The organism is Streptomyces sp. NPDC007929 (genome assembly GCF_042959065.1).
GTDB lineage: Bacteria > Actinomycetota > Actinomycetes > Streptomycetales > Streptomycetaceae > Streptomyces.
In genome coordinates, this window is record NZ_JBIBKD010000004.1 from 333,985 (window position 1) to 357,255 (window position 23,271).

General features: G+C 71.9%; 21 protein-coding genes and 3 pseudogenes. 13 read left to right on the forward strand and 11 right to left on the reverse strand.

All coding sequences use genetic code 11. The features are described from left to right. Positions 1-9: 9 nt before the first annotated feature. Positions 10-243 (reverse strand): annotated as a pseudogene (locus ACFZDE_RS15085) (Rid family hydrolase); the annotation flags it as partial. After that, positions 240-1,001 (reverse strand): CDP-alcohol phosphatidyltransferase family protein, encoded by a 762-nt coding sequence (locus ACFZDE_RS15090; protein WP_390995615.1) that lies wholly within the window; start codon positions 999-1,001, stop codon positions 240-242. The pseudogene ACFZDE_RS15085 and the gene ACFZDE_RS15090, both read right to left, overlap by 4 nt. Positions 1,002-1,109: 108 nt before the next feature. Here ACFZDE_RS15090 and ACFZDE_RS15095 point away from each other — a divergent pair, with 108 nt between their 5' ends. The 5 genes and pseudogenes from ACFZDE_RS15095 to ACFZDE_RS15115 all read left to right on the forward strand — a co-directional run. Then, positions 1,110-2,102, forward strand: a complete 993-nt coding sequence (locus tag ACFZDE_RS15095) for a zinc-binding alcohol dehydrogenase (protein WP_391200153.1) — start codon at positions 1,110-1,112, stop codon at positions 2,100-2,102. 158 nt (positions 2,103-2,260) lie between these two features. Next, positions 2,261-2,659, forward strand: a complete 399-nt coding sequence (locus ACFZDE_RS15100; protein WP_030843501.1) for a 6-carboxytetrahydropterin synthase — start codon at positions 2,261-2,263, stop codon at positions 2,657-2,659. After that, the gene (locus ACFZDE_RS15105) at positions 2,656-3,861 is read left to right on the forward strand and encodes a glycosyltransferase (protein ID WP_391200154.1); all 1,206 of its coding nucleotides are present in this window, start codon (positions 2,656-2,658) and stop codon (positions 3,859-3,861) included. Before ACFZDE_RS15100 ends, ACFZDE_RS15105 begins: the two co-directional genes overlap by 4 nt. Continuing rightward, positions 3,858-5,030 carry an SAM-dependent methyltransferase gene (locus ACFZDE_RS15110; RefSeq protein WP_391200155.1) on the forward strand — a complete coding sequence of 391 codons (1,173 nt, stop codon included), beginning with the start codon at positions 3,858-3,860 and terminating at the stop codon, positions 5,028-5,030. Before ACFZDE_RS15105 ends, ACFZDE_RS15110 begins: the two co-directional genes overlap by 4 nt. Beyond that, a pseudogene (locus ACFZDE_RS15115) lies at positions 5,027-6,094 on the forward strand (lysylphosphatidylglycerol synthase transmembrane domain-containing protein); the annotation flags it as partial. The gene ACFZDE_RS15110 and the pseudogene ACFZDE_RS15115, both read left to right, overlap by 4 nt. Positions 6,095-6,267: 173 nt before the next feature. Here ACFZDE_RS15115 and ACFZDE_RS15120 read toward each other — a convergent pair. Continuing rightward, positions 6,268-6,996 carry a creatininase family protein gene (locus ACFZDE_RS15120; RefSeq protein ID WP_390995626.1) on the reverse strand — a complete coding sequence of 243 codons (729 nt, stop codon included), beginning with the start codon at positions 6,994-6,996 and terminating at the stop codon, positions 6,268-6,270. Positions 6,997-7,037: 41 nt separating this feature from the next. Here ACFZDE_RS15120 and ribA point away from each other — a divergent pair, with 41 nt between their 5' ends. The 3 genes and pseudogenes from ribA to ACFZDE_RS15135 all read left to right on the forward strand — a co-directional run. Then, entirely contained in the window at positions 7,038-7,697 is a 660-nt protein-coding gene (gene ribA, locus ACFZDE_RS15125; protein WP_391200156.1) for a GTP cyclohydrolase II, read from the forward strand. 142 nt (positions 7,698-7,839) lie between these two features. Then, positions 7,840-8,901, forward strand: coding sequence for a saccharopine dehydrogenase (locus ACFZDE_RS15130; RefSeq protein ID WP_391200157.1), 1,062 nt, complete (start codon positions 7,840-7,842; stop codon positions 8,899-8,901). After that, positions 8,891-9,625: pseudogene (locus ACFZDE_RS15135) on the forward strand (saccharopine dehydrogenase C-terminal domain-containing protein); the annotation flags it as partial. The gene ACFZDE_RS15130 and the pseudogene ACFZDE_RS15135, both read left to right, overlap by 11 nt. Positions 9,626-9,818: 193 nt before the next feature. Here the strand turns inward: ACFZDE_RS15135 and ACFZDE_RS15140 are convergent. Continuing rightward, positions 9,819-10,436: a TetR/AcrR family transcriptional regulator C-terminal domain-containing protein gene (locus ACFZDE_RS15140; protein ID WP_391200158.1), complete on the reverse strand. Its 618-nt coding sequence runs from the start codon at positions 10,434-10,436 to the stop codon at positions 9,819-9,821. Between the two features lie 65 nt (positions 10,437-10,501). Between ACFZDE_RS15140 and ACFZDE_RS15145 the strand changes: the two genes are divergently transcribed. Continuing rightward, the gene (locus ACFZDE_RS15145; RefSeq protein ID WP_391200159.1) at positions 10,502-11,764 is read left to right on the forward strand and encodes a beta-ketoacyl-ACP synthase II; all 1,263 of its coding nucleotides are present in this window, start codon (positions 10,502-10,504) and stop codon (positions 11,762-11,764) included. 56 nt (positions 11,765-11,820) lie between these two features. After that, entirely contained in the window at positions 11,821-12,498 is a 678-nt protein-coding gene (locus tag ACFZDE_RS15150) for a methyltransferase domain-containing protein (protein ID WP_391200160.1), read from the forward strand. On the opposite strand, the gene ACFZDE_RS15155 is transcribed toward ACFZDE_RS15150, so the two are convergent. Further along, positions 12,419-13,507: a site-specific integrase gene (locus ACFZDE_RS15155; protein WP_391200161.1), complete on the reverse strand. Its 1,089-nt coding sequence runs from the start codon at positions 13,505-13,507 to the stop codon at positions 12,419-12,421. The two genes, ACFZDE_RS15150 and ACFZDE_RS15155, sit on opposite strands and share 80 nt — an antisense overlap. Positions 13,508-13,582: 75 nt before the next feature. Here ACFZDE_RS15155 and ACFZDE_RS15160 point away from each other — a divergent pair, with 75 nt between their 5' ends. After that, the gene (locus tag ACFZDE_RS15160; RefSeq protein WP_391200162.1) at positions 13,583-13,711 is read left to right on the forward strand and encodes a hypothetical protein; all 129 of its coding nucleotides are present in this window, start codon (positions 13,583-13,585) and stop codon (positions 13,709-13,711) included. 6 nt (positions 13,712-13,717) lie between these two features. Here ACFZDE_RS15160 and ACFZDE_RS15165 read toward each other — a convergent pair whose 3' ends face one another. The 3 genes from ACFZDE_RS15165 to ACFZDE_RS15175 form a co-directional block, all read right to left on the reverse strand. Next, a complete protein-coding gene (locus tag ACFZDE_RS15165; RefSeq protein ID WP_391200163.1) occupies positions 13,718-14,947 on the reverse strand; it encodes a serine hydrolase in 1,230 nt (409 codons plus the stop codon). 313 nt (positions 14,948-15,260) lie between these two features. After that, positions 15,261-16,619 carry an MFS transporter gene (locus ACFZDE_RS15170; RefSeq protein ID WP_391200164.1) on the reverse strand — a complete coding sequence of 453 codons (1,359 nt, stop codon included), beginning with the start codon at positions 16,617-16,619 and terminating at the stop codon, positions 15,261-15,263. A 164-nt stretch (positions 16,620-16,783) separates the two neighbouring features. Next, a complete protein-coding gene (locus tag ACFZDE_RS15175; protein WP_390995638.1) occupies positions 16,784-17,449 on the reverse strand; it encodes a TetR family transcriptional regulator in 666 nt (221 codons plus the stop codon). A gap of 142 nt (positions 17,450-17,591) precedes the next feature. Here ACFZDE_RS15175 and ACFZDE_RS15180 point away from each other — a divergent pair, with 142 nt between their 5' ends. Both ACFZDE_RS15180 and ACFZDE_RS15185 read left to right on the forward strand, forming a co-directional pair. Further along, on the forward strand, positions 17,592-18,467 hold the full coding sequence (locus ACFZDE_RS15180; protein WP_391200165.1) for a shikimate dehydrogenase: 876 nt from the start codon (positions 17,592-17,594) through the stop codon (positions 18,465-18,467). Positions 18,468-18,481: 14 nt separating this feature from the next. Further along, entirely contained in the window at positions 18,482-20,278 is a 1,797-nt protein-coding gene (locus tag ACFZDE_RS15185; RefSeq protein ID WP_391200166.1) for a TIM barrel protein, read from the forward strand. On the opposite strand, the gene ACFZDE_RS15190 is transcribed toward ACFZDE_RS15185, so the two are convergent. From ACFZDE_RS15190 to gnd, 3 genes are all read right to left on the reverse strand, one after another. Continuing rightward, positions 20,265-21,731, reverse strand: a complete 1,467-nt coding sequence (locus tag ACFZDE_RS15190) for a membrane-associated oxidoreductase (protein WP_391200167.1) — start codon at positions 21,729-21,731, stop codon at positions 20,265-20,267. The genes ACFZDE_RS15185 and ACFZDE_RS15190 overlap by 14 nt on opposite strands. Positions 21,732-21,794: 63 nt before the next feature. Next, positions 21,795-22,382, reverse strand: a complete 588-nt coding sequence (locus tag ACFZDE_RS15195; RefSeq protein WP_391200168.1) for a histidine phosphatase family protein — start codon at positions 22,380-22,382, stop codon at positions 21,795-21,797. 3 nt (positions 22,383-22,385) lie between these two features. After that, positions 22,386-23,270, reverse strand: coding sequence for a phosphogluconate dehydrogenase (NAD(+)-dependent, decarboxylating) (gnd, locus tag ACFZDE_RS15200; protein WP_391200169.1), 885 nt, complete (start codon positions 23,268-23,270; stop codon positions 22,386-22,388). Position 23,271 lies beyond the last annotated feature (1 nt).

Below are 23,271 nucleotides of genomic sequence, written 5' to 3' on the forward strand. Positions count from 1 at the left end.
CCTCGTGTCGATCGCCTCGGCGTTCCGTACGAGGTCCACGGCGTACAGCGTCTGGGAGACGATCTGGTTGCGGGTGGCGCCGTAGTGGGCCAGGACCTTGTCGAGGTTGACGTAGGTCCGGCCGAGCTGGGCGGCGATGTCGTCCTCGGGCTGCAAGGCGCCGGCCTCGTCGAAGGAGAGCGGCCCGGAGACGTGGATCAGTCGGTTCAGTTCGTAGCCGGGCCGGGAGCCGGCCGGAGTCAGCCGGCGACCAGCTCGCGGAGCTGCCGTGAGGCCGGGGTCTCCTCGATCCGCGAGGTCCGGTACAGCCACAGCACGTCCCGACCGAACGACCAGACCAGCAGGCCCAGCGCCAGGGCCGCGACCCCGAAGTTGGCCGCGTACGGCAGCAGATCCGCGCCCGCCAGGAGCAGCAGCACACCCTGGAGCGCGGCGACGGTCTTGCGGGCGGTGCTCGGCGGGAGCGCGGCGGTCAGCCAGGGCCACACCTTGGCCGCGGCGACGAAGACGTAGCGCATGCCGCCGATCAGCAGCACCCACGGGCCCAACTGCATCGACACGTACACACTCAGCACCAGGATCAGGAAGGCGTCGACCTCCATGTCGAAACGTGCCCCCAGCGGGGTCGAGGTGCCGGTGCGGCGGGCGACCTTGCCGTCGACGCCGTCGAGGATCAGCGCCACCGCTGTCAGGCCGACGAACAGCGACACCGGCGGTGAGCTCTGGAAGGAGTCGGCGACCAGGGCCGTGACACCGCCGACGAGGGTGGCCCGACCCAGGGTGACCCGGTTGGCCGCGCCGAACGACCGCAGCCGCGAGCGGTGCAGGGCCCGGGAGAGCACCGCCCAGGTGGCGATCGCGAACGCGAGGCCGCTCAGCCAGCCCGCCGGCCCCATCCCGATCGCCGTGCCGATCAGGGCCAGCAGCAGGACCTGCACACCCGCCCCCAGGGCGGTCTCCTGCTGTACGAGCCTCGCGTCGTAAGTGTTGTTCAGGGCCACCGAACACCCTCCGGCCGTGTGACAGAGTCGATCAACGCCGCTACCTTGTGCGCGGCCTGTGCACCCCTCGGTACGCAATCAGCTTCCCGATCGTTCAGGAGGACTTCGATGAAGCACACCGGACGTGCGTTCTGGATCGACTCGCCTGGGCGAGGCGGCATCCGGGACGTCACCCTGCCGGCGCCCGGCGAGGGCGAGGTGCTGGTCCGCACGCTGTTCTCCGGCGTGAGCCGCGGCACCGAGACGCTCGTCTTCCGCGGCGGGGTGCCCGTGAGCCAGCACACCGCCATGCGCGCCCCGTTCCAGGAGGGCGACTTCCCCGGCCCGGTGAAGTACGGCTACCTCAACGTCGGGGTGGTGGAGGAGGGGCCGGCCGAGCTCGAAGGGCGCACCGTGTTCTGCCTCTACCCGCACCAGACGCGCTACGTCGTCCCCACGAGCGCGGTCACCCCCGTCCCGGACACCGTGCCCGCCGAACGGGCCGTGCTCGCCGGGACCGTGGAGACGGCCGTCAACGCCCTGTGGGACGCGGCGCCCCTGGTCGGCGACCGGATCGCCGTGGTCGGCGGCGGCATGGTCGGCTGCTCGGTGGCCGCGCTGCTCGCCCGGTTCCCCGGCGTCCGCGTGCAGTTGGTCGACGCGGACCCGTCCCGTGCGAAGACCGCAGAAGCGCTCGGCGTCGAATTCGCCACCCCGGAGGACGCCGACGGCGACCGTGACCTGGTGGTACACGCCAGCGCCACCGAACAGGGCCTCGCCCGATCCCTGGAGCTCCTCACCGCCGAGGGAACCGTGCTCGAACTCAGCTGGTACGGCGACCGGCGGGTCAGCCTCCCGCTCGGTGAGGCCTTCCACTCCCGGCGGCTCGTCATCCGCAGCAGCCAGGTCGGCACCGTCTCCCCGGCCCGCCCGAACCGCACCTACGCCGACCGGCTCGCCGTCGCCCTGGACCTGCTCGCCGACCCCGCGCTCGACGCCCTCATCACCGGCGAATCCCCCTTCGAGCAACTGCCGGAGGTGCTGCCGAGACTCGCCTCCGGCGAGGTCCCCGCGCTGTGCCACCGCATCCGATACGACGAGAGCGAGGGACGCATCGGCTGACGATTCGTTCCATCCGGTACGACTTCGCCACGCCAAGAGCGCCTGACCTGAGAAAAGACGTACTGACGGCTGAACAGGGGAAGGCAACCAGCCGTACTACTCGGCATCCCCGGCACCGAGAGCGGGGAGCAGACGCGCCGCACCTGGAGGGTCGTCCGTTGTTCAGCATCACCGTCCGCGATCACATCATGATCGCCCACAGCTTCCGTGGCGACGTCTTCGGACCGGCCCAGCGCCTGCACGGGGCCACGTTCCTCGTGGACGCCACGTTCCGGCGCGAGCAGCTGGACGAGGACAACATCGTCGTCGACATCGGCCTGGCCACCCAGGAACTCGGCGCGGTCGTCAGCGAGCTGAACTACCGCAATCTCGACAACGAACCCGATTTCGCGGGGGTCAACACCTCCACGGAGTTCCTCGCCAAGGTCATCGCCGACCGGCTCGCCGAGCGCATCCACAAGGGGGCGCTGGGCGAGGGCGCCAAGGGCATCGCGGGCCTCACCGTCACGCTGCACGAGTCGCACATCGCCTGGGCGAGTTACGAGCGTGCGCTGTGACCGACACGACGATCGAACGGCCCGGGCAGCCCGGACCGGCGCCGGCGCGGCTGAATTATGTTCCCGTGCAGCACGCCACCCTGAAGAACGCCGAGATCATCCCCATGTCCCTGCGCACCGTGCACTTCGTGCTCCCGGGCGGCGTCGACGACCCGTCGGCGCCGAGCGGCGGCAACGCCTACGACCGGCGCGTGTGTCTGGACCTGCCCGGCTTCGGCTGGCAGGTGACCAAACACGCCGTGTCCGGCGACTGGCCCCGGCCGGGAGCCGAGGCCCGTACGGAACTGGCGACCGCCCTGGCCGCGTTGCCCGACGGAGCCGTCGTGCTCCTCGACGGCCTGGTGGCCTGCGGTGTGCCGGAGGTCGTGGTGCCCGAGGCGGACCGGCTGCGCATGGCCGTCCTCGTCCACCTTCCGCTCGGTGACGAGACGGGACTCGACGCGGAGGTGGCCGCCGAGCTGGACGCCAAGGAGCGGGCGGTGCTGCGGGCGGTGCCGGCGGTGATCGCCACCAGCGACTGGGCGGTCCGCCGCCTCGTCGCCCACCACGGCCTTCCCCCCGAGCGCGTCCATGTCGCCGCCCCCGGCGCCGACATCGCGCCGCTCGCGCCCGGCACCGACGGGGTGTCCCGCCTGCTGTGCGTGGCCGCCGTGACTCCGCGCAAGGGCCAGCACCGGCTGGTGGAGGCGCTGGCCGCGGTGCGCGAACTGCCGTGGAGCTGCGTCTGCGTCGGAAGCCTGACCCAGGACCCGGAGTACGTCACCCATCTGCGGTCCCTCATCGCCGAGAACGGCCTCCAGGACCGGCTGGAGCTGGCCGGGCCGAAGACCGGCCCCGCGCTGGACGCCGCCTACGCGACCGCCGACCTGATGGTGCTCACCTCCTACGCCGAGACCTACGGCATGGCGGTCACCGAGGCCCTGGCCCGGGGCATCCCGGTGATGGCCACGGACGTCGGAGGGCTGCCGGAGGCGGTCGGCCGTGCGCCCGACGGCGGTGTGCCCGGCATCCTCGTGCCGCCGGAGAACTCCGCCGCCATCGCCGCCGAACTGCGCGGCTGGTTCGGCGAGGCGGACGTGCGACGCCGTCTGAAGGCCGCCGCCCGCAGTCGTCGCGCCGCCCTCGGCGGCTGGGCGGCGACCGCACAGAGCCTGGCCGCGGTGCTGCGCCGGCTCCCGACCGAACCCCGGAGGGCCGCATGACGAACCCGGCGACGACGACCCAGCAGGGCGACGCGATCCCGGCGCAGCCCGGTCCGAGGGAGGTCACGGCAGTGACGGACAGCGCGATGCCGGGCGCGAAGCCTGGCCCGGGACAGGCGGTCGCGGCGGGCGTTCAAGGCGTGGTTCCCGGCGGGCAGTCCGGGTGCGTCGGCGACGAGCCCGCAGCCCGGTCGGCCGAACGGGCCGCGGTCCCCGGTCTCGGTTCCAGCGTGGCGTTCGGCCCCGGGCACGTCCCCGGGGCTGTCATCCCGGGCGCCGGCCCGAGCGGCAAGCCCGGCTCGCGGCCGACCGTCAAGCTGCGTGAGGCGGGCCCGGACGATCCGCCCCGCTACGCGCCCGAGTGGCTGGAGCTGCGGGAACCGGCCGACGCCGCGGCGCGGGCGCACGACCTGCTCGACCCGCTGCGGATCCGGCTCGCCAACATGCCGGGCAAGTCGGGCGTCGTCATCCACGACCTGGGCTGCGGCACCGGTTCCATGGGCCGCTGGCTCGCGCCCTGCCTGGACGGCGCCCAGCACTGGATCCTGCACGACCGCGACCCCTACCTGCTGCACTTCGCCGCCGTCTCCTCCCCGCGCTCGGCCGCCGACGGCAGCCGGGTCACGGTGGAGACGCGCCGTGGCGACGTCGCCCGCCTCACCCCGGACGCCCTGCACGGCGCGTCCCTGGTGACCGCGTCCGCCCTGCTGGACGTGCTCACCCGGGAGGAGATCGACACCCTGGCCGCCGCCTGCGCCGGGGCCGGCTGCCCCGCCCTGCTGACGCTGTCCGTCGCCGGGCGGGTCGAACTGAGCCCGTCCCACCCGCTGGACGCGGAGCTGACCCAGGCGTTCAACGACCACCAGCGTCGCGACGGCCTGCTCGGCCCCGACGCGGTCACGGCGGCGGCGGAGTCGTTCTCCGAGCACGGGGCGACCGTACGGCTGCACCCGAGTCCCTGGCGGCTCGGCCCCGAGCAGGCCGCGCTCACCGAGCAGTGGCTGCGCGGCTGGGTCGGCGCCGCCGTCGAGGAGCGCCCCGAGCTGCGCGCCGAGGCCGACGTCTACCTGACCAACCGGCTGGCCGCCCTCGCCGCGGGCGAGCTGCGTGTCACCGTCCACCACGTCGACCTGCTGGCCCTGTCCCGCCCGGGGAGCGGAGCGTCATGAGCCCCCAGGCGACGGGAACGCGCCCGCGCACCACGCCCACCGAGCACCTCCGCGTGCCCGCGGACACCGGCGCTGTCCGGGCGCCCGAGGCATCCGGCGCGGCGGGCACGGCCCGGGCGGAGGCGATCGTGCCGCGTCAGGCCGCCGGTGACGGTGGCCGGCCCGTCGCCCCGGGCCGAAAAGCCAAGGCCCCGGTGGCGGCCACCCGTGCGCCCGGCCGCTTCCGTGCGGCCCTGGCCCGCCTCGTCTCTCCCGCGGTCCGCAAGCACCTCGGCACCGTCGCCGGAATCGCCATCCTGGCCGTACTGTTCTGGCGCCTCGGCACCGGCGTCTTCCTGGACGGGGTGCGGCGGATCGACGGGATGTCGCTGCTGCTCGCGCTCGGCATCGGCCTGGTCACCACCGTGTGCAGTGCGTGGCGGTGGGCGATCGTGGCCCGAGGCCTCAGGATCCGGCTGCCGTTCGGTCCGGCGGTCGCGGACTACTACCGCGCGCTGTTCCTGAACGCGGCCCTGCCCGGTGGCGTCCTCGGCGATGTGCACCGGGCCGTGCGGCACGGGCAGAGCGAGGGGGACGTGCGACGGGGCGTGAAGGCCGTCGTCCTCGAACGGGCCGCCGGCCAGATCGCGTTGTTCGCCGTCGGGGCCGTCGTCCTGCTGACCATGCCGTCCCCGGTGCTGGCCGAGGCCCGGCACATCGCCCCGCTCGCGGCCCTGGCCGTGCTCGGGGCACTCGCCGTCGTCCTCGCCCTGCGCATGAACCGCACCGGATCCTCCCGGCGTGGCCGCAGGCTGCGCGCGGCCCTCGCCGAGACCCGCCGCGGGCTGCTGTCGCGGGAGAACGGGCCCGGAGTGGTTGTCTCCTCCATGGTGGTGCTGGCAGGTTACGTCGCGATGTTCGTACTCGCCGCCCGGGTCGCCGGGACCGCCGCCTCCGTGGCCGTCCTGCTGCCCCTGGCCGTCCTCGCCCTGCTGGCGATGGGCCTGCCGCTCAACGTCGGCGGCTGGGGACCCCGGGAGGGCGTCACCGCCTGGGCGTTCGGCGCCGCGGGCCTGGGCGCCGGCCGGGGGCTGGCCGTCGCGGTCGTCTACGGGGTGCTCAGCCTCGTGGCCAGCCTGCCCGGCCTGATCGTCCTCGTCGCCCGCTGGTACGCGGGTGTGCGGGCCGGCGCAGCCGCCCGGACCCCGGCGCCCGCGCCCGTGCCCTCGCCTACGCCCGCACCCGCTCCGCAGGGTGACTACGTGTCGGAGGTCAGCATCGAGAAATACGCCCCGAAGGAATCCGCGAGGCTCGCCAGGAGTTCCTTCCCTTTTTCCGCCGAACCCAGTGAAGGACGGCCGATGACACCGGAATCGGTATAGCCGGACATGCCGAGGGTGAGCAGATGACGCCGGTCGTCAGCGACGAAATCGGAGGTCTCATAACCGGGTCGGAGCATTTCGGGATGAGCATGCAGAAGGATGGAGGTCTCGATTTCCCCCGCGTGCATGTCGGTGAGCAGCGAGGTGACCACACCCGCCCGCTCGCGCGCCGCCTCCCAGTCCTCCGCGGCCGGGAAGAGCGCCATCCGCTCACCGCGGGCGGAGGACTCCTGAACCACGTTGCCCAGTACGTAGTTGCCGCCGTGCCCGTTGACCACCACCAGGGCGTCGACCCCGGACCGGCGCAGCGAAGCCGCAATGTCCCGCACCACCGCATGAAGGGTCACCGAGGAGATGCTCACGGTCCCCGGCCAGGCCGCGTGCTCGTGCGAGCACGAGATCGTCACCGGAGGAAGGAGGTGCACCGGGTACGCGCCGGCTATCTCCCGCGCGACGGCACAGGCGACGAGCGTGTCGGTCGCCAGAGGGAGATACGGACCGTGCTGCTCGAAGCTCCCCACGGGAAGCACCGCGACCTGCCGTGAGACACCGGCGCCCCGCGTCCGTACGTCTTCCGTGGTGTCCGCCGGCACCAGATCACTCATAACGTCACGGCCTTTCGTCTCTGCTTAGGAACTCGAGAATCATGACAGACAACATTGGCGTACTCGGCAAGAAGGCACCGCAGCGGACCGGCGTGGAACGCATCGTGAATGCCCCCTTGCCCACCGTGTACGGGAAATTCCAGGCGATCGGCTACATGGACCACGACCGCGGCGATGAACAGGTCGCGCTGGTCTACGGCGAGATCGGCACGGACGACGTCCTCATCCGGCTGCACTCGGAGTGCCTGACCGGCGACGCCTTCGGCTCCCAGCACTGCGAGTGCGGTGACCAGCTCGACGCCGCCCTGCGCGCGGTCGTCGCCGAAGGAGCCGGTGTCGTGGTCTACCTCAGAGGGCATGAAGGCCGCGGCATCGGCCTGCTCGGCAAGCTGCGCGCGATGGCCCTGCAGGCGGAGGGGCTGGACACCGTCGAGGCCAACCTCGCCCTCGGCCTGCCGGTCGACGCCCGCGACTACGGTATCGCCGCCCGGATCCTGGACGACCTGGGCGTGCGGTCGGTGCGGCTGATGTCCAACAACCCGCGTAAGCGCGAGGCGCTGGTGGACCACGGCATCACCGTCGCCGAGCAGGTGCCGCTGCTGATCCCGCCGTGCGAGAACAACATCACCTATCTGCGCACCAAGCGGGAACGCCTCGACCACCACCTGCCCCACCTGGACGCGGTCGTCAGCTCCTCCTGACCACCCGGCGGTTCCGGCGGCCCCGACGTGACCTGGGCGAATCCGTACGCGACCCGAAGGCGGGCCGCGTACGCTTCGTGGACGTCCGCCCCAGAAGCGTCGGCCCCGGTGGCCGACGCCTCACGCCGGAGGCCCACCAGGTATGACCGAGCTCGAGCTGTGGCTGCGCCACGAGGCCCGCACGACCGAGCGACGCACTCCGATCGTTCCCGACGACGCCCGGCGGCTCGTCGGGAACGGAGTGGAACTGACCGTCGAGGAGTCCCCGCAGCGGGTCTTCCCGATCGAGGAGTACGAGGAGGCCGGCTGCCGCGTCGCCCCCGCGGGCTCCTGGGTGACGGCGCCCCGGGACGCCGTCGTGCTCGGACTGAAGGAACTGCCCGGGGAACCGGCCGCACTGACACACCGGCACATCTTCTTCGGCCACGCCTACAAGGCCCAGCCGGGAGCGGCGGAGCTGCTGGGCCGGTTCGCCGCCGGGGGCGGGGCGCTGTTCGACCTGGAGTACCTGGTGGACGACACCGGACGGCGCCTGGCCGCCTTCGGTTTCTGGGCCGGCTACCTGGGCGCCGCCCTGGCCGTGCTCCGGCACCGGGGCCGGCTGCGGGCGCCCTTGACGCCGACCACCAAGGAAGACCTGGACGAGACGCTCAAGCCCACCGCCGACGACGCCGAGTTCACCGGTCTGGTCGTCGGTGCCCTGGGCCGCAGCGGCCGCGGCGGCCGCGCGGCCTTCGCCGCCGCCGGTGTCGATCCCACCTGCTGGGACCTCGCCGAGACCCGGGACCTGGACCGCCCGGCCCTGCTGCGGCACGACGTGATGGTGAACGCGGTGCTCGCCACCACCCCGGTCCCGCCCTTCCTGCGCGAGCGGGACCTTGACACCCCGGACCGCCGCCTGCGCACCCTGTGCGACGTGACCTGCGACGTCGGCTCCCCGCTCAACGTCCTTCCGGTGTACGACTCCACCACCACCTGGGACGAGCCCGTACGGCGACTGCGCGACGCACCGCCGCTCGACCTCATCGTCATCGACAACCTGCCCTCCCTGCTGCCGCTGGAGTCCAGTACCGACTTCTCGGCCGCCCTCCTGCCCCACCTGCTCGACTTCGGTGTCTCCGGGCCCTGGGGCCGCTGCCTGGACCGCTTCCGTGAGGCGTCCCGCGCCCACGGTCTCGGCTCGGGGGAGTCCCTTGAGCACTGAACCGGCGGCGGTGAGCGGCACCGTCCACTGGATCGGCGCCGGCCTGTCCACGGGCAGCGGTCTCGCGGCGCTGTGCGACACGGCCGAGCGGGTCCGGCTCTGGCACCGCACCGAGAGCCGGGCCGCCGACGCCCTCGCCCGGCTGGGTCTCACCGGACGGGCCGAGCCCCGCGCGTACACGCTGTCCGCGCTGGCCGTCGAACTCGCGCCGGGCGCCGTCGTCGTGTCGATGCTGCCCGCCCCCGAACACGCCCCGCTCCTCGCGGAGTGCGTACGGCGCCGGGCGCACTTCGCGTGCTCCAGCTATGTGTCGGACGCGGTGCTGGAGCAGGTGCCCGCTGCCGGGAAGGCCGGGCTCGTCGTCCTCACCGAGGCCGGGCTCGACCCCGGTATCGACCACCTCTTCGCCCACGCCCTGGTCGCCCGGGCGCGGGAGGCCGTCGGCGACGACACGCCCGCGTCGTACACCCTCACGTCGTACTGCGGCGGTGTCCCCGCCGTCCCGAACGACTTCACGTACCGCTTCAGCTGGGCACCCATGGGGGTCCTCAACGCCCTGCGCTCCCCGGCCCGTTACATCGAGGACGGTGTGCGGACGGTCGCCGAGCGGCCGTGGGAGGCGACCCGGCGGCATGTCGTCGGCGGGGAGACCTTCGAGGTCTACCCCAACCGCGACAGCCTCCCGTTCATCGCGCAGTACGGGCTGCCGGACGCCTGGACACCACTTCTCCGAACTACTCGGGGTGTCCCGTGATCAGGTGACGGGACGGTCAATCCTTAGGTGTTGCTGGCCAGCTGATTCTTGAAGCCTTGCTCTAATCGCACCAGTTCGTCGGCGACAGCGAACACGCCGACCGCGACAAGGCCACCGTCGCGCGGAACCGCGCACGTCTCCCGCGCGGGCCCGTTCGACTGAGCTAGCCGGGTTCGGGTTCGTCATGGATGGTCAATGCTCCGGCGAGGTCGAGGTCGGCGACAGTGCCGTGTGCCCCGGCGCGGACGAGCAGCACTGCGCCGAGCGCGGTGCTCCAGAACGTCCTGGCCTCCACACTGAGCGGTCGATGGGTTCTCCAGCCGCGACTGTCGATGAGCTGGCTCACGAAGCGCTCGGATTGGCGGAACAGCAACTGGAGGTGCTGGTCGACCACGGGGGCGAGTTCGGGCTTGGAGATCCCGGCGGCGAGTGCTCGCGCGACCGATGGGAGCGAGGGCATGGCCAGTACGGCGCGGGCGATGTTGCGTCGAAATATCGCCGCGTCGGGGGCTTGGCGACCGATGCGCTCAATCCGTCGAGCGTCGTGCAGCAAGCCGAGAAAGGCGGCGTGCACGAGCAGCGAGTCCTTGGAGCCGAAGTAGTAGGTGACCTGATTGGGGAAGACGCCTGCCGCGTTCGCGATCTCCGCGACGCTCACATCAGCGCTGGGCCGTTCCTTGCAGAGCTGTGCAGTTGCCTCAATCAGCCGGCGCCTGGTCGCGCGACCGCGGTCACGCGACCGAGCCGACGTTGATCGAGCTTCGGTTCGCTTCTTCTCCACACCGAAATTGTATGTGATACAACAAGGCCGTTCACTTGTATCGCATACAAGAAAGGTCCAAGGGCATGCACCGGACTGAAGTCGTCGTGACCGGACTCGGCGCGATTACGCCACTCGGTGGGGACGTGGTGTCCACCTGGGACGCCCTGCTTGCCGGCGAGTCCGGCATCCGCGGCGGCGTCCTGCCAGGCCACGAGGACGCGGGCCTTCCCGGCACCGTCGCGGGGACGATGGCGGTCGACCCCGCCGAGTCGCTGCTGCCGGTGCAGGCCAGGCGGCTCGACCGCTCGCAGCAGGCGGCCTTGGCCGCGGCGGCCGAAGCCTGGGCCGATGCCGGTGCCCCGCGGGTGGACCCTGACCGGCTTGCATCGGCGATCGGCACGGGCATCGGGGGCGTACGGACGCTGTTGAAGGAAGACGATGTACTGGAGGCGGCCGGGACTCGGCGCGTCTCGCCACGCACGGTCCCGATGCTCATGCCCAATGCAGCGGCGGCGCTGATCAGTATCGAGTACGGCGCACGGGCCGGGGTCTACACGCCCGTTTCGGCGTGCTCTTCCGGTGCCGAGGCGATCGCCCTGGGGGCCAGGCTCATCCGTGCCGGCGAGGCGGACGTGGTCATCGCGGGCGGGACCGAGGCCGCGATCACCCCGATCACCGTCGCCGGCTTCACCCAGGCGCAAGCACTGTCGAGGCACACCGCCGAACCCGCCTCAGCGTCACGGCCGTTCGCCGCGGACCGCAGCGGATTCGTCCTCAGTGAAGGCGCCGCTGTCGTGGTGCTCGAAAGCGCCGAGCATGCCAACGCCCGGAGCGCGCGCGTCCACGCGGTGCTCGCGGGCGCTGGCATCGCCGCCGATGCTCACCACATCACGGCGCCCGCTCCCGATGGCTCTGGTCAGATCTCGGCTATGCGAACTGCCCTCGCGCAAGCCGGCTTGGCTCCCGAGCAGATCAGCCACATCAACGCCCACGCCACCGGGACTCCGGTCGGCGACGTCGCCGAGGCGCACGCGATCGGGGAGGTCTTCGGCCGAGCTACGGTGACAGCCCCCAAGGCGGCGCTTGGCCATCTCTTTGGCGCAGCCGGTGCGATCGAGGCGCTCATCGCCGTCCTTAGTGTGAAACACGGCGTCATCCCGCCGACCCGCAACCTCACCGCGGTCGGCGTCGGTCCCGACATCGATCTCGATGTTGTCGCAGAGCGACGAGACGTCCCCCAGGAGGCCGTGCTCAGCAACTCCTTCGGCTTCGGTGGGCAGAACGTCTCACTCATCGTCACCGGCGCACGGCACCATGAGTCCCGTACAGCCTCGACCACATCGTGACCCCACGCGAACGCACCCTTGTCCGTGGAGGGTCGCCGCCGAGGGGAAGGGTCGGTATGGGGCCGGAGAACGGCTGCGAACGGCGCGAGTGTACTTTCCTTCCCGTGTTAAAACACCAGGACGAGACCAGGGCGGCCTACGACGGGATCGTCGAACTGTATGCGTCGATGTTCGCTAATCGGTTGGAGACGCAGCCGTTCGCGCGGAACATGATCGGCACCTTCGCCGAGCTCGTGCGTGGCACGGGGAACCTACGGGCAGCCGACGTAGGGTGCGGGCCCGGCCATTTGACGGCCATGCTGCACGACTTGGGGTTGGACGCCTTCGGGCTCGACCTCTCCCCGGCTATGGTCGCCCACGCCCGGCGGGCCCATCCGGCGCTGCGGTTCGACGAAGCACGAATGGAGGCCCTGCCAGTCGAGGACGGCGCGCTCGGCGGAGTGCTGGCCCACTACTCGATGATCCATACCCCACCTGAAGAATTGCCCGCGCTGCTCGCTGAGCAGGTGCGTGTCCTGGCACCAGGGGGCCTGCTCCTGGCGTCCTTCTTCGGAACCGAAGGGCCGGAGCCTGTCCGCTTCGACCACAAGGTGGCGCCTGCCTATAGCTGGCCGGCGGAGCAGTTTGCCGAGTTGCTGGCCGGGGCCGGACTCGTCACGGTGGCTCGGTTGCTCCACGACCCAGCGTCCGAGCGGGGCTTCCTCGACACCCACCTGCTGGCCCGCCGCCCGTAGAACGTGGCCCGTGGCCGGGGTCGGGGTCGGGGGTGGTGTAGATCATCCGCGTGGATGAAGCTCGTCCAAGCGCTGCGTTCTGTGGCGGTGTCCGCTGAGCACGGACGCCCTTCTTCCAGGCGGACTCTTGGTAGAGCCGCAGCCAGACGAACGCGTCCGGGGTGGCGGCCAGGTCCTGGTAGTCGCGGGTGCCCTTGCGGATCACACTGACGGTCTGCTCGCTGACGACCGCGCCGTCCTGCTTGACCGTGAGTAGCTCCTCGGCGCGGGCGCCAGTGGCGACCCAGAAGGCCAGCAAGGCGCGGTCATGATGAGAACGGAGCCCGGCGAAGACCTTGGTGTACATCTCGTCGGGAATCCGCCGTGGGACCCGCTGCGGAACGGTCGGCCGGTACAGGCCCGTGCGTCGGCTCCGGTGCTTCTTCCCACCATCACGCTGTGTCCCGAGCTGGGACAAGCGGCGCCCACGGACCAACGGGAAGGGGTTCACCAGCAACGAACCGGTGCTCTCATCCAGATGGAAGTTGTAGAACTCCCGCAGCACCGTCTCGCAATGAGCACGGGTTGCCGGTGAGTACTTGGTCCCGACCGTGGGTTTACCCGTCACCGGATTCGGCGTCCCCGGTGCCGGCCTGTCACTGCGAGGCGGCGGGACCTTGGAGAGAGCCCTGCCCCGATGGCGCCAATGGACACGCTTCGGCTTGTCCGCCACCTTCATCCACAACATGAAGTCCCGGGCGTCTTCCCGGGTCGCACGGTCCCACTCGATCCCGAGCGCCCATAAGAACCGGAACCAGCGCAGCAGATCCATGCCGTACGAACGTGGCGTCAACGGCGAGTTGTCCCTCGCCATCAGCTCCTTGAGGTAGAGCGCAGCGGGCTCGACCGGCCTCCCGCGTCCATCCAGCACCCTGTACGGCTCCCAGGGATCTCCCGTCTTCAGCAACTGGCCTAACTCAGGCAGGACAAAGTTCCTCAGGTCCCTTCCGGACCGCTGCTCATCAAACACCCCGGGAAGCTGGCAGATACCCGGTCTGACCTGCGAAGACAGCTGGGGTTAGTTCGGTTAACAGGCCGGACGTTCGTGCGCGGCACCCTGCGGCTGGAGGGCTGGCTGCGCGCCTGGGACGCCGAGACGGCCGCCCGGTCCGAGCGGTGGCTGGGTGAACTTGCCCGGGACGGGGTGGAGTTCACCCTCCGGGTCGACCGGTAGCGGGCGTCAGTCCGACAGGGCCTCGTGGACCATCCGCTTGAGGTCCTTGAAGACCGAGTGGGAGGTCCTGGGCCGCACCTGCGTCATGAACTGCACCGTCAGATCACGGCCCGGATCGACCCAGAACGTCGTGGTGGCCACCCCGCTCCAGCCGAAGGCGCCGAGCCCGGTCGGTACCAGGGTGCGGGACGGATCGATCACCACGGAGCAGTTGAAGCCGAAGCCGAGCCCGTCATTGCCGGGCTCGTCGTGGGCGGGGCGGCTGCCGAAGGCCCGCAGGTCGGCTCCGCCGGGCAGATGGTTGCGGGTCATCAGGTCCACGGTCCGAGGGGTGAGCAGCCGTACGCCGTCGAGTTCGCCCCGGCGGCGCAGCATCTCCATGAAGCGGTGGTAGTCGTGGGCCGAGCACACCATGCCGCCGCTGCCCGACAGGAACCGTGGCCGGCCGCGCAGCGGGAGCCCCGGGACCGGCTCGATGCCGCCGCCCTCCTTCTCCCCGTACATCTCGCTGAGCCGGGGCGCCTGCGCGTCGGTGACGTGGAAGCCCGCGTCCATCATGCCGAGCGGTCCGAAGATCCGCTCGGCGCAGAACACGTCGAGCGGCTGCCCGGACACGACCTCGATGATCCGGCCCAGGACGTTGGTGGCCACCGAGTAGTTCCATTCGGTGCCCGGCTCGAACTGCAGGGGCAGGCTCGCGTACACCTCGATGGTCTCGGCCAGGTCCGCACCCGGCGGCACCGACGACTCCAGGCGGGCCTCGCGGTACAGGGCGTCGACCGGGTGGGCGTGGTAGAAGCCGAAGGTCAGTCCCGAGGTGTGGGTCATGAGGTGCCGGACGAGTATGGGGCCGTCGGCGGGGCGGGTCTCGACGTCGGCCCCGGAGCCGCCGACGTAGACCCGGGGGTCGGCGAACGCGGGCAGGTGGTCGGCGACCGGGTCGTCCAGGGACAGCCGTCCCTCCTCCACGAGCAGCAGCGCGGCGACCGCGGTGACCGGCTTGGTCATGGAGTAGACCCGCCACAGGGTGTCGGGCTCGACCGGGAGCCCGGCCGCGATGTCGCGCCGGCCGTGCGTCGCGAGGTGCGCGACGCGCCCGGCCCGGGCGACGGAGACCAGGAAGCCCGGCAGCCGCCCTTCGTCGACGAGCCGGGCGAAGTGCCGGTCCATGCGGGCCAGCACCTGCGGATCCAGCCCGGCCTCGCCCGGATCGACCTCTTGTCGCAGCTGTGCCATGGCTCGTCTCCCGTCGCGCTCGTCGAGATGAGATCCGGCATACCCCACCCCGACCGCCTCAGACCCCATCGGGGTGCAGGAATGGTTCATGATCGCGCAAGAAGGGGTGAGGGGGCGGCGGGGCAGCGACCTTCATCGGCGGCGGGGCAGCGGCCTTCATCGGCGGCGGGGCAGCGCCCTTCAGGGGCGCGCGGCTGTATCGATGTGCGGCTCCGCCGCGCGGGCGCGACCAGCCCCCACGCACCCGCACCCGCACCCGCACCCGAAGAACATGCACGACAGAGCCTCGAAGGCAGCCGCTGGAAAGCGGGCGTCAGGCATCCACCTTCTCCGGTTGCGTAACCCCGACCCCACCCCGTTCCCCCAACGACTCCGTAGGAACCCGGTGCGTCTCCCGCGCCGACACCGCCGCGATCACCGGCGGCACGCACAGCGCCGCCGTGAACAGCGCCACCGCCGACCAGTCGTCACCCCCGGGCCCGGCGATCCGCGCCGCGAACGTCACCGCGAACCCGGCCGCCGCGAAACCGATCTGCGTACCGATGGCCACGCCGGACAGCCGGACCCGGGTCGCGAACATCTCGCCGTAGAACGCGGGCCACACCCCGTTCGCGGCGCTGTAGACGACGCCGAAGCAGACGATGCCCGTCAGGAACGTCAGTGGGTAGGAGCCCGTGGAGAGCGCCCACAGGTACAGGAACATCGTCACCGCGCTGCCGGCCGCGCCGATCAGGAACACCGGGCGGCGCCCGATCCGGTCGGACAGCGTCGCCCACAGCGGGATCGCGGCGAGCGCCACGACGTTGGCCAGGGCGCCCACCCACAGCATGGCCGTACGCGACATGCCGACCGCGTCGCTCGTCGCGTACGCCAGCGCCCACACCGTGAAGATCGTGCTGACCGAGGCGATCAGCGCGCCCGCGACGACCCGCAGCACATCCGCCCAGTGCTCTCGGAGCAGGATCACCAGGGGCAGCTTGACCACACCCTCCTCGGCGGCCTGCCGGGCGAAGGCCGGCGTCTCCTCCAGCTTGCGGCGGATGACCCAGCCGACGACGGCGACCGCGACGCTCAGCCAGAACGGCAGCCGCCAGCCCCAGGACAGCAACTGGTCCTCGGGCAGCGCGGCGACCGGGATGAAGACCAGCGTGGCCAGCAGCTGGCCGCCCTGGGTGCCGCTGAGGGTGAAGCTGGTGAAGAAGCCGCGCCGGTCCGGCGGCGCGTGCTCCAGCGTCATGGAGTTGGCGCTGGCCTGCTCGCCCGCCGCCGAGATGCCCTGGAGCACCCGGCACAGCACCAGCAGGACCGGGGCGAGGGAGCCGACCTGGTCGCGGGTCGGCAGACAGCCGATGAGGAACGTCGACAGGCCCATCAGCATCAGCGTGAAGACCATGATCTTCTTGCGGCCGAGCTTGTCCCCGAAGTGCCCGAGCACCAGCGCGCCCACCGGTCGGGCGGCATAGGCGACGCCGAAGGTGGCCAGCGACAGCAGGGTCGCGGTCGCGGGGTCGGACTCGTCGAAGAACACCTCCGGGAAGATCAGCGCGGCGGCGCTGCCGTAGATGAAGAAGTCGTAGTACTCCAGGGCGCTGCCGATCCAGGCGGCGGTCGCGGCCTTTCTGGGCTGACCGGGCGGGGCGGCGGACCCTGAGGGCATGGCGGGGACGGACACGGCGGCTCCTTCGGGGAGCTCCACACTAGGACGGAGCGGGGCGACGGACGTGCAGAGGGGGACGTGTCGGATCGCGACTAATTAACCCACTGGGTAGTTACTAGGGGATGGCCAGTGATGCTGCGCCCGCGTGCCGCCGGTGTCAAGGGGTGATGCGGGGCGGTTCAGTCCGCCGAGCGCTCCGCCGTCAGATACGCGATCACCATGTCGCCCAGCATCGCCCGGTAGTGCGCGCGCTGCGCCCCGTCGAGCAGGTCGCGGCCGAACAGCGCGCCGAAGGTGTGCCGGTTGGAGACCCGGAAGAAGCAGAAGGAGGAGATCATCGCGTGCAGGTCGACGGCGTCGACGTCGGCCGTGAACAGGCCGGACTCCTGGCCCGACGCCAGGATCCGGCGGATCACGTCCAGGGCGGGGGAGCCGATCTTGCCGAGCTTCTCGGAGGCGGCGATGTGGTGGGCCTCGTGGATGTTCTCGATGCTGACCAGGCGGATGAAGTCCGGGTGCTGCTCGTGGTGGTCGAAGGTCAGCTCGGCCAGCCGCCGGATCGCCGCCACCGGGTCCAGGTGGTCGACGTCGAGCTCCTGCTCGGCCTCCCGGATCACGCCGTAGGCGCGCTCCAGCACGGCGGTGAACAGCTGCTCCTTGCCGCCGAAGTAGTAGTAGATCATCCGCTTGGTGGTGCGGGTGCGGGCGGCGATCTCGTCCACCCGGGCGCCGTCGTAACCGGCCCGGGCGAACTCCTGGGTGGCGACGTCGAGGATCTCGGCCCGGGTGCGGGCGGCGTCGCGGATGCGCTCGCCGGATCGTGCCGGTTCTTCGACGCTGGTCATCAGGTTCCTTCGGGCGGAGGGTCCGGTGCCGGTGATTCTAGAAGCTGGTCCCCGTCCGGCCACGGGGTCTTCCCGAGCCGACGCCCCGCTGATATAGCTAACGTACTAGTTCGTACATTAGTGAGCCGCTCGGGAGGCGCGCGTGCCCAAGGAGTCGTATCTCGTCGGACTGATCGGTTCCGGCATCGGGCCGTCGCTCAGCCCGGCCCTGCACGAGCGGGAGGCCGGCCGGCAGGGCCTTCGCCTGGTGTACCGGCTGATCGACATCGACACCCTCGGGGTGCCGCCAGGGGCCGTCGGGGACCTGCTGCGGGCCGCCCGCGACCTGGGCTTCGACGGGCTCAACATCACGCACCCCTGCAAGCAGCTCGTCATCGAGCACCTGGACGGGCTCGCCCCGCAGGCCGAGGCACTGGGCGCGGTCAACACCGTCGTCCTCCAGGACGGCCGCGCCGTCGGCCACAACACGGACGTCACCGGCTTCGCCGCCTCGTTCGCCCGCGGCCTGCCCGACGCGCCCCTGGAGCGGGTCGTGCAGCTGGGCGCCGGAGGCGCGGGGGCCGCCGCCGCCCACGCCATGCTCACCCTCGGCGCCGGACGGGTCACCGTCGTCGACGCCCTGCCCGAACGTGCCGCGGCCCTGGCCGCCTCCCTGAACCGCGCCTTCGGGCAGGACCGGGCGGCCGCCGCCTCCCCGGACCGGCAGGAGGAGCTGCTCGCCCGCGCCGACGGCATCGTGCACGCCACCCCCACCGGCATGGCCGCCCACCCCGGCCTGCCCCTGCCCGCCGGACTGCTCCACCGCGGACTGTGGGTGGCCGAGGTGGTCTACCGCCCGCTGGAGACCGAGCTGCTGCGCACCGCCCGGGCCCTGGGCTGCGCCACCCTCGACGGCGGCGGCATGGCCGCCTTCCAGGCCGCCGACGCGTTCCGCCTGTTCACCGGCCGGGAACCCGACGCCGCGCGGATGCTGGCGGACCTGACCGAACTGGCCGGGGCCGTCGCAGCTCCGCACTAGAGAGAGGTACCGACGTGCGTACGTCCATCGCCACCGTCTCCCTCAGCGGCTCCCTCACCGGGAAACTCGACGCCGCCGCCCGGGCCGGCTTCGACGGAGTGGAGATCTTCGAGAACGACCTGCTGGCCTGCCCCCTCACCCCCGAGGACATCCGCGCCCGCTGCGCCGACCTCGGGCTGCGCATCGACCTCTACCAGCCGATGCGGGACATCGAGGCCGTCCCCGAGGCCGAGTTCGCCCGCAACCTGAGGCGGGCCCGGCACAAGTTCGAGCTGATGCGCCGGCTCGGCGCCGACACCGTCCTCGTCTGCTCCAGCGTCTCCCCGTGGGCGGTGGACGACGACGCCCTCGCATCCGAGCAGCTCAGCCGACTCGCCGACCTGGCGGTGGAGTCCGGCATCCGGGTCGCCTACGAGGCGCTCGCGTGGGGCCGGCACGTCAGTACGTACGACCACGCCTGGCGCATCGTGGAGACGGCCGGTCATCCCGCGCTCGGCACCTGCCTGGACAGCTTCCACATCCTCTCGCGCGGCTCGGACCCCCAGGGCATCGCGGACATCCCCGGCGACAAGATCTTCTTCCTCCAGCTCGCCGACGCCCCGCTGCTCGCCATGGACGTGCTCCAGTGGAGCCGCCACTACCGCTGCTTCCCCGGCCAGGGCGGCTTCGACGTGGCGGGCCTGGTACGGCACGTACTCGCCACCGGCTACGACGGCCCGCTCTCCCTGGAGGTCTTCAACGACGTCTTCCGCCAGGCCGACGCCGGCCCGACCGCCGTCGACGCCCGGCGCTCCCTGCTGGTCCTCCAGGAGACGGTCGGCAAGGCGCCCCTGCCCGCCCCCGTCGTCCCGTCCGGCGTCGCCTTCGCCGAGCTGGTCACCCCCGACGCCGAACCCCTCGCGGCCCTGCTCGGCGCCCTGGGCTTCACCCGCACCGCCCGCCATCGCGGCAAGCCCGTCGCCCTGTGGGAGCAGGGCGACGCCCGGGTCCTGGTCAACACCGGTACGGCCGTCCGCCGCGACGGCACCCGGCTCGCCGCGATCGGGCTGGAGTCACCGGACCCGGCCGGAGCCGCCCGGCGGGCCGAGGCCCTGCTCGCGCCCGTCCTGCCGCGCCGCCGCGCGCCGGAGGACGCCCCGCTGGACGCGGTCGCCGCCCCCGACGGCACGGAGCTGTTCTTCTGCGCCACCGGCCGCCCCGAACCGCCCGACTGGCGGGCTGACTTCGAGCACACGGGCCCGCCCCCGGCGCCGGTGGGCGTCCGGGGCATCGACCATCTCGCCCTCACCCAGCCCTGGCACCACTTCGACGAGGCGGCCCTCTTCCACCGGGGCGTGCTCGGCCTGCACGCCCAGGAGAGCGTGGACGTCGCCGACCCCTACGGCCTGATGCGCAGCCGCGCGGTCACCAACCCCGACGGCAGTGTCCGGATCGCCCTCACCGTCGGCGCCGCGCCCACCGACGACACCGTCCACGCCCAGCACATCGCCCTGGCCACCGACGACGTGGTCGCCGTGGCCCGCCGCTTCCAGGAGACCGGCGGCACCCTGCTGCCGGTGCCCGCCAACTACTACGACGACCTCGCCGCCCGCTTCGAGTTCGCCGACGGCGAGCTGGAGAACTACCGCGACCTCGGCATCCTCTACGACCGCGACGACCACGGCGTCTTCCGGCACTGCTACACCCGCACCGTCGGCAGGGTCTTCTTCGAACTGGTCCAGCGCGACGGCGGCTACCGGGGCTACGGCGCCGCCAACGCCCCGGTGCGGCTGGCCGCGCAGCACACCGCTCGGGCGCTCACTGGCGGCTGACGGTCCGGGTGATGCCGGTGACGACCGTGGTGGCGAGGATCCAGCCCGTGAGCACCAGCGCGTAGGAGAGCCACTGGTAGCCGCCGGTCGGGGCGAACGCGCCCTCCTGCCCGAAGGAGATCACCGGCAGCAGCAGGTCGAGGGTGTAGAACACCGGGTTGAACTGCGGTGCCTCGTCCGCCTTCAGGGGTGCGGGGTGATGCAGCGCGTAGGCGAGGGAACCGGCCATGAGCAAGGAGACCAGCCAGCCCGCCGCGCGCAGGGGCCGGAAGCCGTAGCCGACGGTGGCGTCCTGCACATGCCCCCACAGCCGCCCGTACCAGGGCAGGGTGGCGCGGCGGCGGCGCTGCTTGGCGAGCTGGACGAGGCGGGCTGCGGGATCGTCGCCGATCCTGCGGTAGGCGGCGGTCAACTGCTCGTAGGCGTGCGGGACATAGCCCTCGCCGTCCCGCTCCAGCATCGCCAGGCGCCGCTCGGCGGGCTCGTGCGGGGTCAGGGAGGTGTAGACGAGGCTGTTGAGCAGGACCTCGCCCGGGACCGCCTCCGGCTCCAGGAACAGCACCTCCAGCTGGGCGCGCCGCAGATTGAGGGTGCCCTCCATGGGCGGGCTCCTGCGCACCCAGAGTTCCCCGATGGTGCAGCTGCTGGCCCGCAGGGCGGCGTCACCCGGGTTCGCCAGCCGCGCGTGCGACAGGTCGAGCCGCCCCGCGATCCGTGCGCCGCGCAGGCCGATCCAGCCCAGCACGTCCGACTCGCGCAGCAGGGCGTCGCCCTCCACCGTGAGCGTCTCCGCGTCCAGGGCGACCTCACCCGCACCCGCTCGCAGCCGTGCCTCGTTGAGGTCGATGGTCCCGCCGACCGACGCGCCCGTCAGCCGTACCTCGCCGCGCGTGCGCAGACCCGGCGCCGACAGGCCGTCCCCGATGGTCACATGGTTGAGCTGGAGCGCCGGCTGACCGGGCGGCGGAGCGGCGATCTCGGCCCCGTCCATGAACAGCGCACCCGAGATCTGCGCCCCGCCGAGCCGTACGGGACCGTCGAACAGGCAGTCCGACATGCGCAGAACGCCGTCCACGCGCAGGGTGGCGGCGTCCAGGCCGGGCAGGGCCGAGCCGCGCAGGTTCAGCTGGCGCAGCCGCGCCGCGTACAGCACGGGCGGGTCCTCGAAGAAGCAGTCGCTGAGCCGCACGGCGTGGTCGAGGCCGGCGTACTGGAGGTTGAGCGTCCCGGTGATCCGCGCGCCGGCCAGTCTCAGGGCGGCGGTCTCCCCGTCCTCCTGCGGCGCGCTCAGCAGCAGGGCCCGTACCACGGCCGCCCGTACGGTCCGCTCGGGGCCCCAGTCGGCGCCGTGGGCCGGGTCCTCGCCGGCCGGCCCCCGGAAGTCCACGTCCTGCCCGCGCGGGTAGGCGCGCCACACCCGCTCCTCGGCGGGTGTCCTGTCGTCGATCTCCATCAGCGGGGACTCTGGCGCGCCCGGCCGGAGGCTGTCAACTCGCCTTCGGCCGGGGTGGGTTGGTCAGGCCTTGGAGTTCCACTCCGCGAGCACGGGCCTGCCGTGCTCGGTGGACAGCCGGCAGACCGTGCCGGTCTCCAGCCGGAACAACTGCCCCCGCGCCGGGGGCAGTCCCAGCCGGCGGGCCGTCAGCACCCGCAGGAAGTGGCCGTGCGCCACCAGCATCACATCGCCCTCGGGCAGTGACTTCTCCGCCCGGGCCAGCACCCGGTCGGCGCGTTCGCCGACCTCCTCGGGGGACTCGCCGGGCGCGCCGTCGGGGCCGGGCGGCCCTCCGTCGGTCCACAGGTCCCAGTCGGGGCGGGTGCGGTGAATCTCCTCGGTGGTGACGCCCTCGTAGGCGCCGTAGTGCCATTCGTGCAGGTCCGCGTCCCGCACGGCCCCCGTCAGGCCCGCGAGTTCGGCGGTGCGCACCGCGCGGACCAGCGGGCTGGTGAGGACCAGGGCGAAGGAGCGGCCCGCGAGGAGCGGGGCGAGCGAGGCGGCCTGCTCCTCACCGTGCTCGGTGAGGGGCAGGTCGGTGAAGCTGGTGTGCTGTCCGCTCCGGCTCCACTCCGTCTCGCCGTGGCGGACCAGCAGCAGATCACCCACGTCCTACGCCTTCTTCGCGGACTCGACGGCGTGGCCGCCGAACTGGTTGCGCAGCGCCGCGATCATCTTCATCTGCGGCGAGTCGTCCTGCCGGGAGGCGAACCGGGAGAAGAGGGAGGCGGTGATCGCGGGCAGCGGCACGGAGTTGTCGATCGCGGCCTCCACCGTCCAGCGTCCCTCACCGGAGTCCTGGGCGTAGCCCCTCAGCTCCGCCAGGTGCTCGTCCTCGTCCAGGGCGTCCACCGCCAGGTCGAGCAGCCAGGAGCGGATGACGGTGCCCTGCTGCCAGGAGCGGAACACCTCGCGGACGTTGTCCACCGAGTCCACGGCCTCCAGCAGCTCCCAGCCCTCGGCGTAGGCCTGCATCATCGCGTACTCGATGCCGTTGTGGACCATCTTGGCGAAGTGCCCGGCGCCGACCTTGCCCGCGTGGACGTAGCCGTACGGGCCCTCCGGCTTGAGCGCCTCGAAGATCGGCTGGAGCCGGTCGACGGTCTCCTTCTCGCCGCCGACCATCAGGGCGTAGCCGTTCTTCAGGCCCCACACGCCGCCGGAGACGCCCGCGTCGACGAAGCCGACGCCGCGCTTGGACAGCTCCTCGGCGTGCTTCTCGTCGTCCGTCCAGCGCGAGTTGCCGCCGTCTACGACGGTGTCGTAGGGCTTGAGGAGGCCCCCGAGCTGGTCGATGACGTGCTGGGTGGGGCCACCGGCCGGGACCATGACCCAGACCGTGCGGGGCGCTTCCAGCTGGTTGACGAGGTCGGCCAGGCTGTCGGCGTCGGACTTCTCGGGGTCGGTGTCGTAGCCGATGACGGTGTGGCCGGCGTTGCGCAGGCGCTCGCGCATGTTGCCGCCCATCTTGCCGAGACCCACAAGACCGATCTGCATG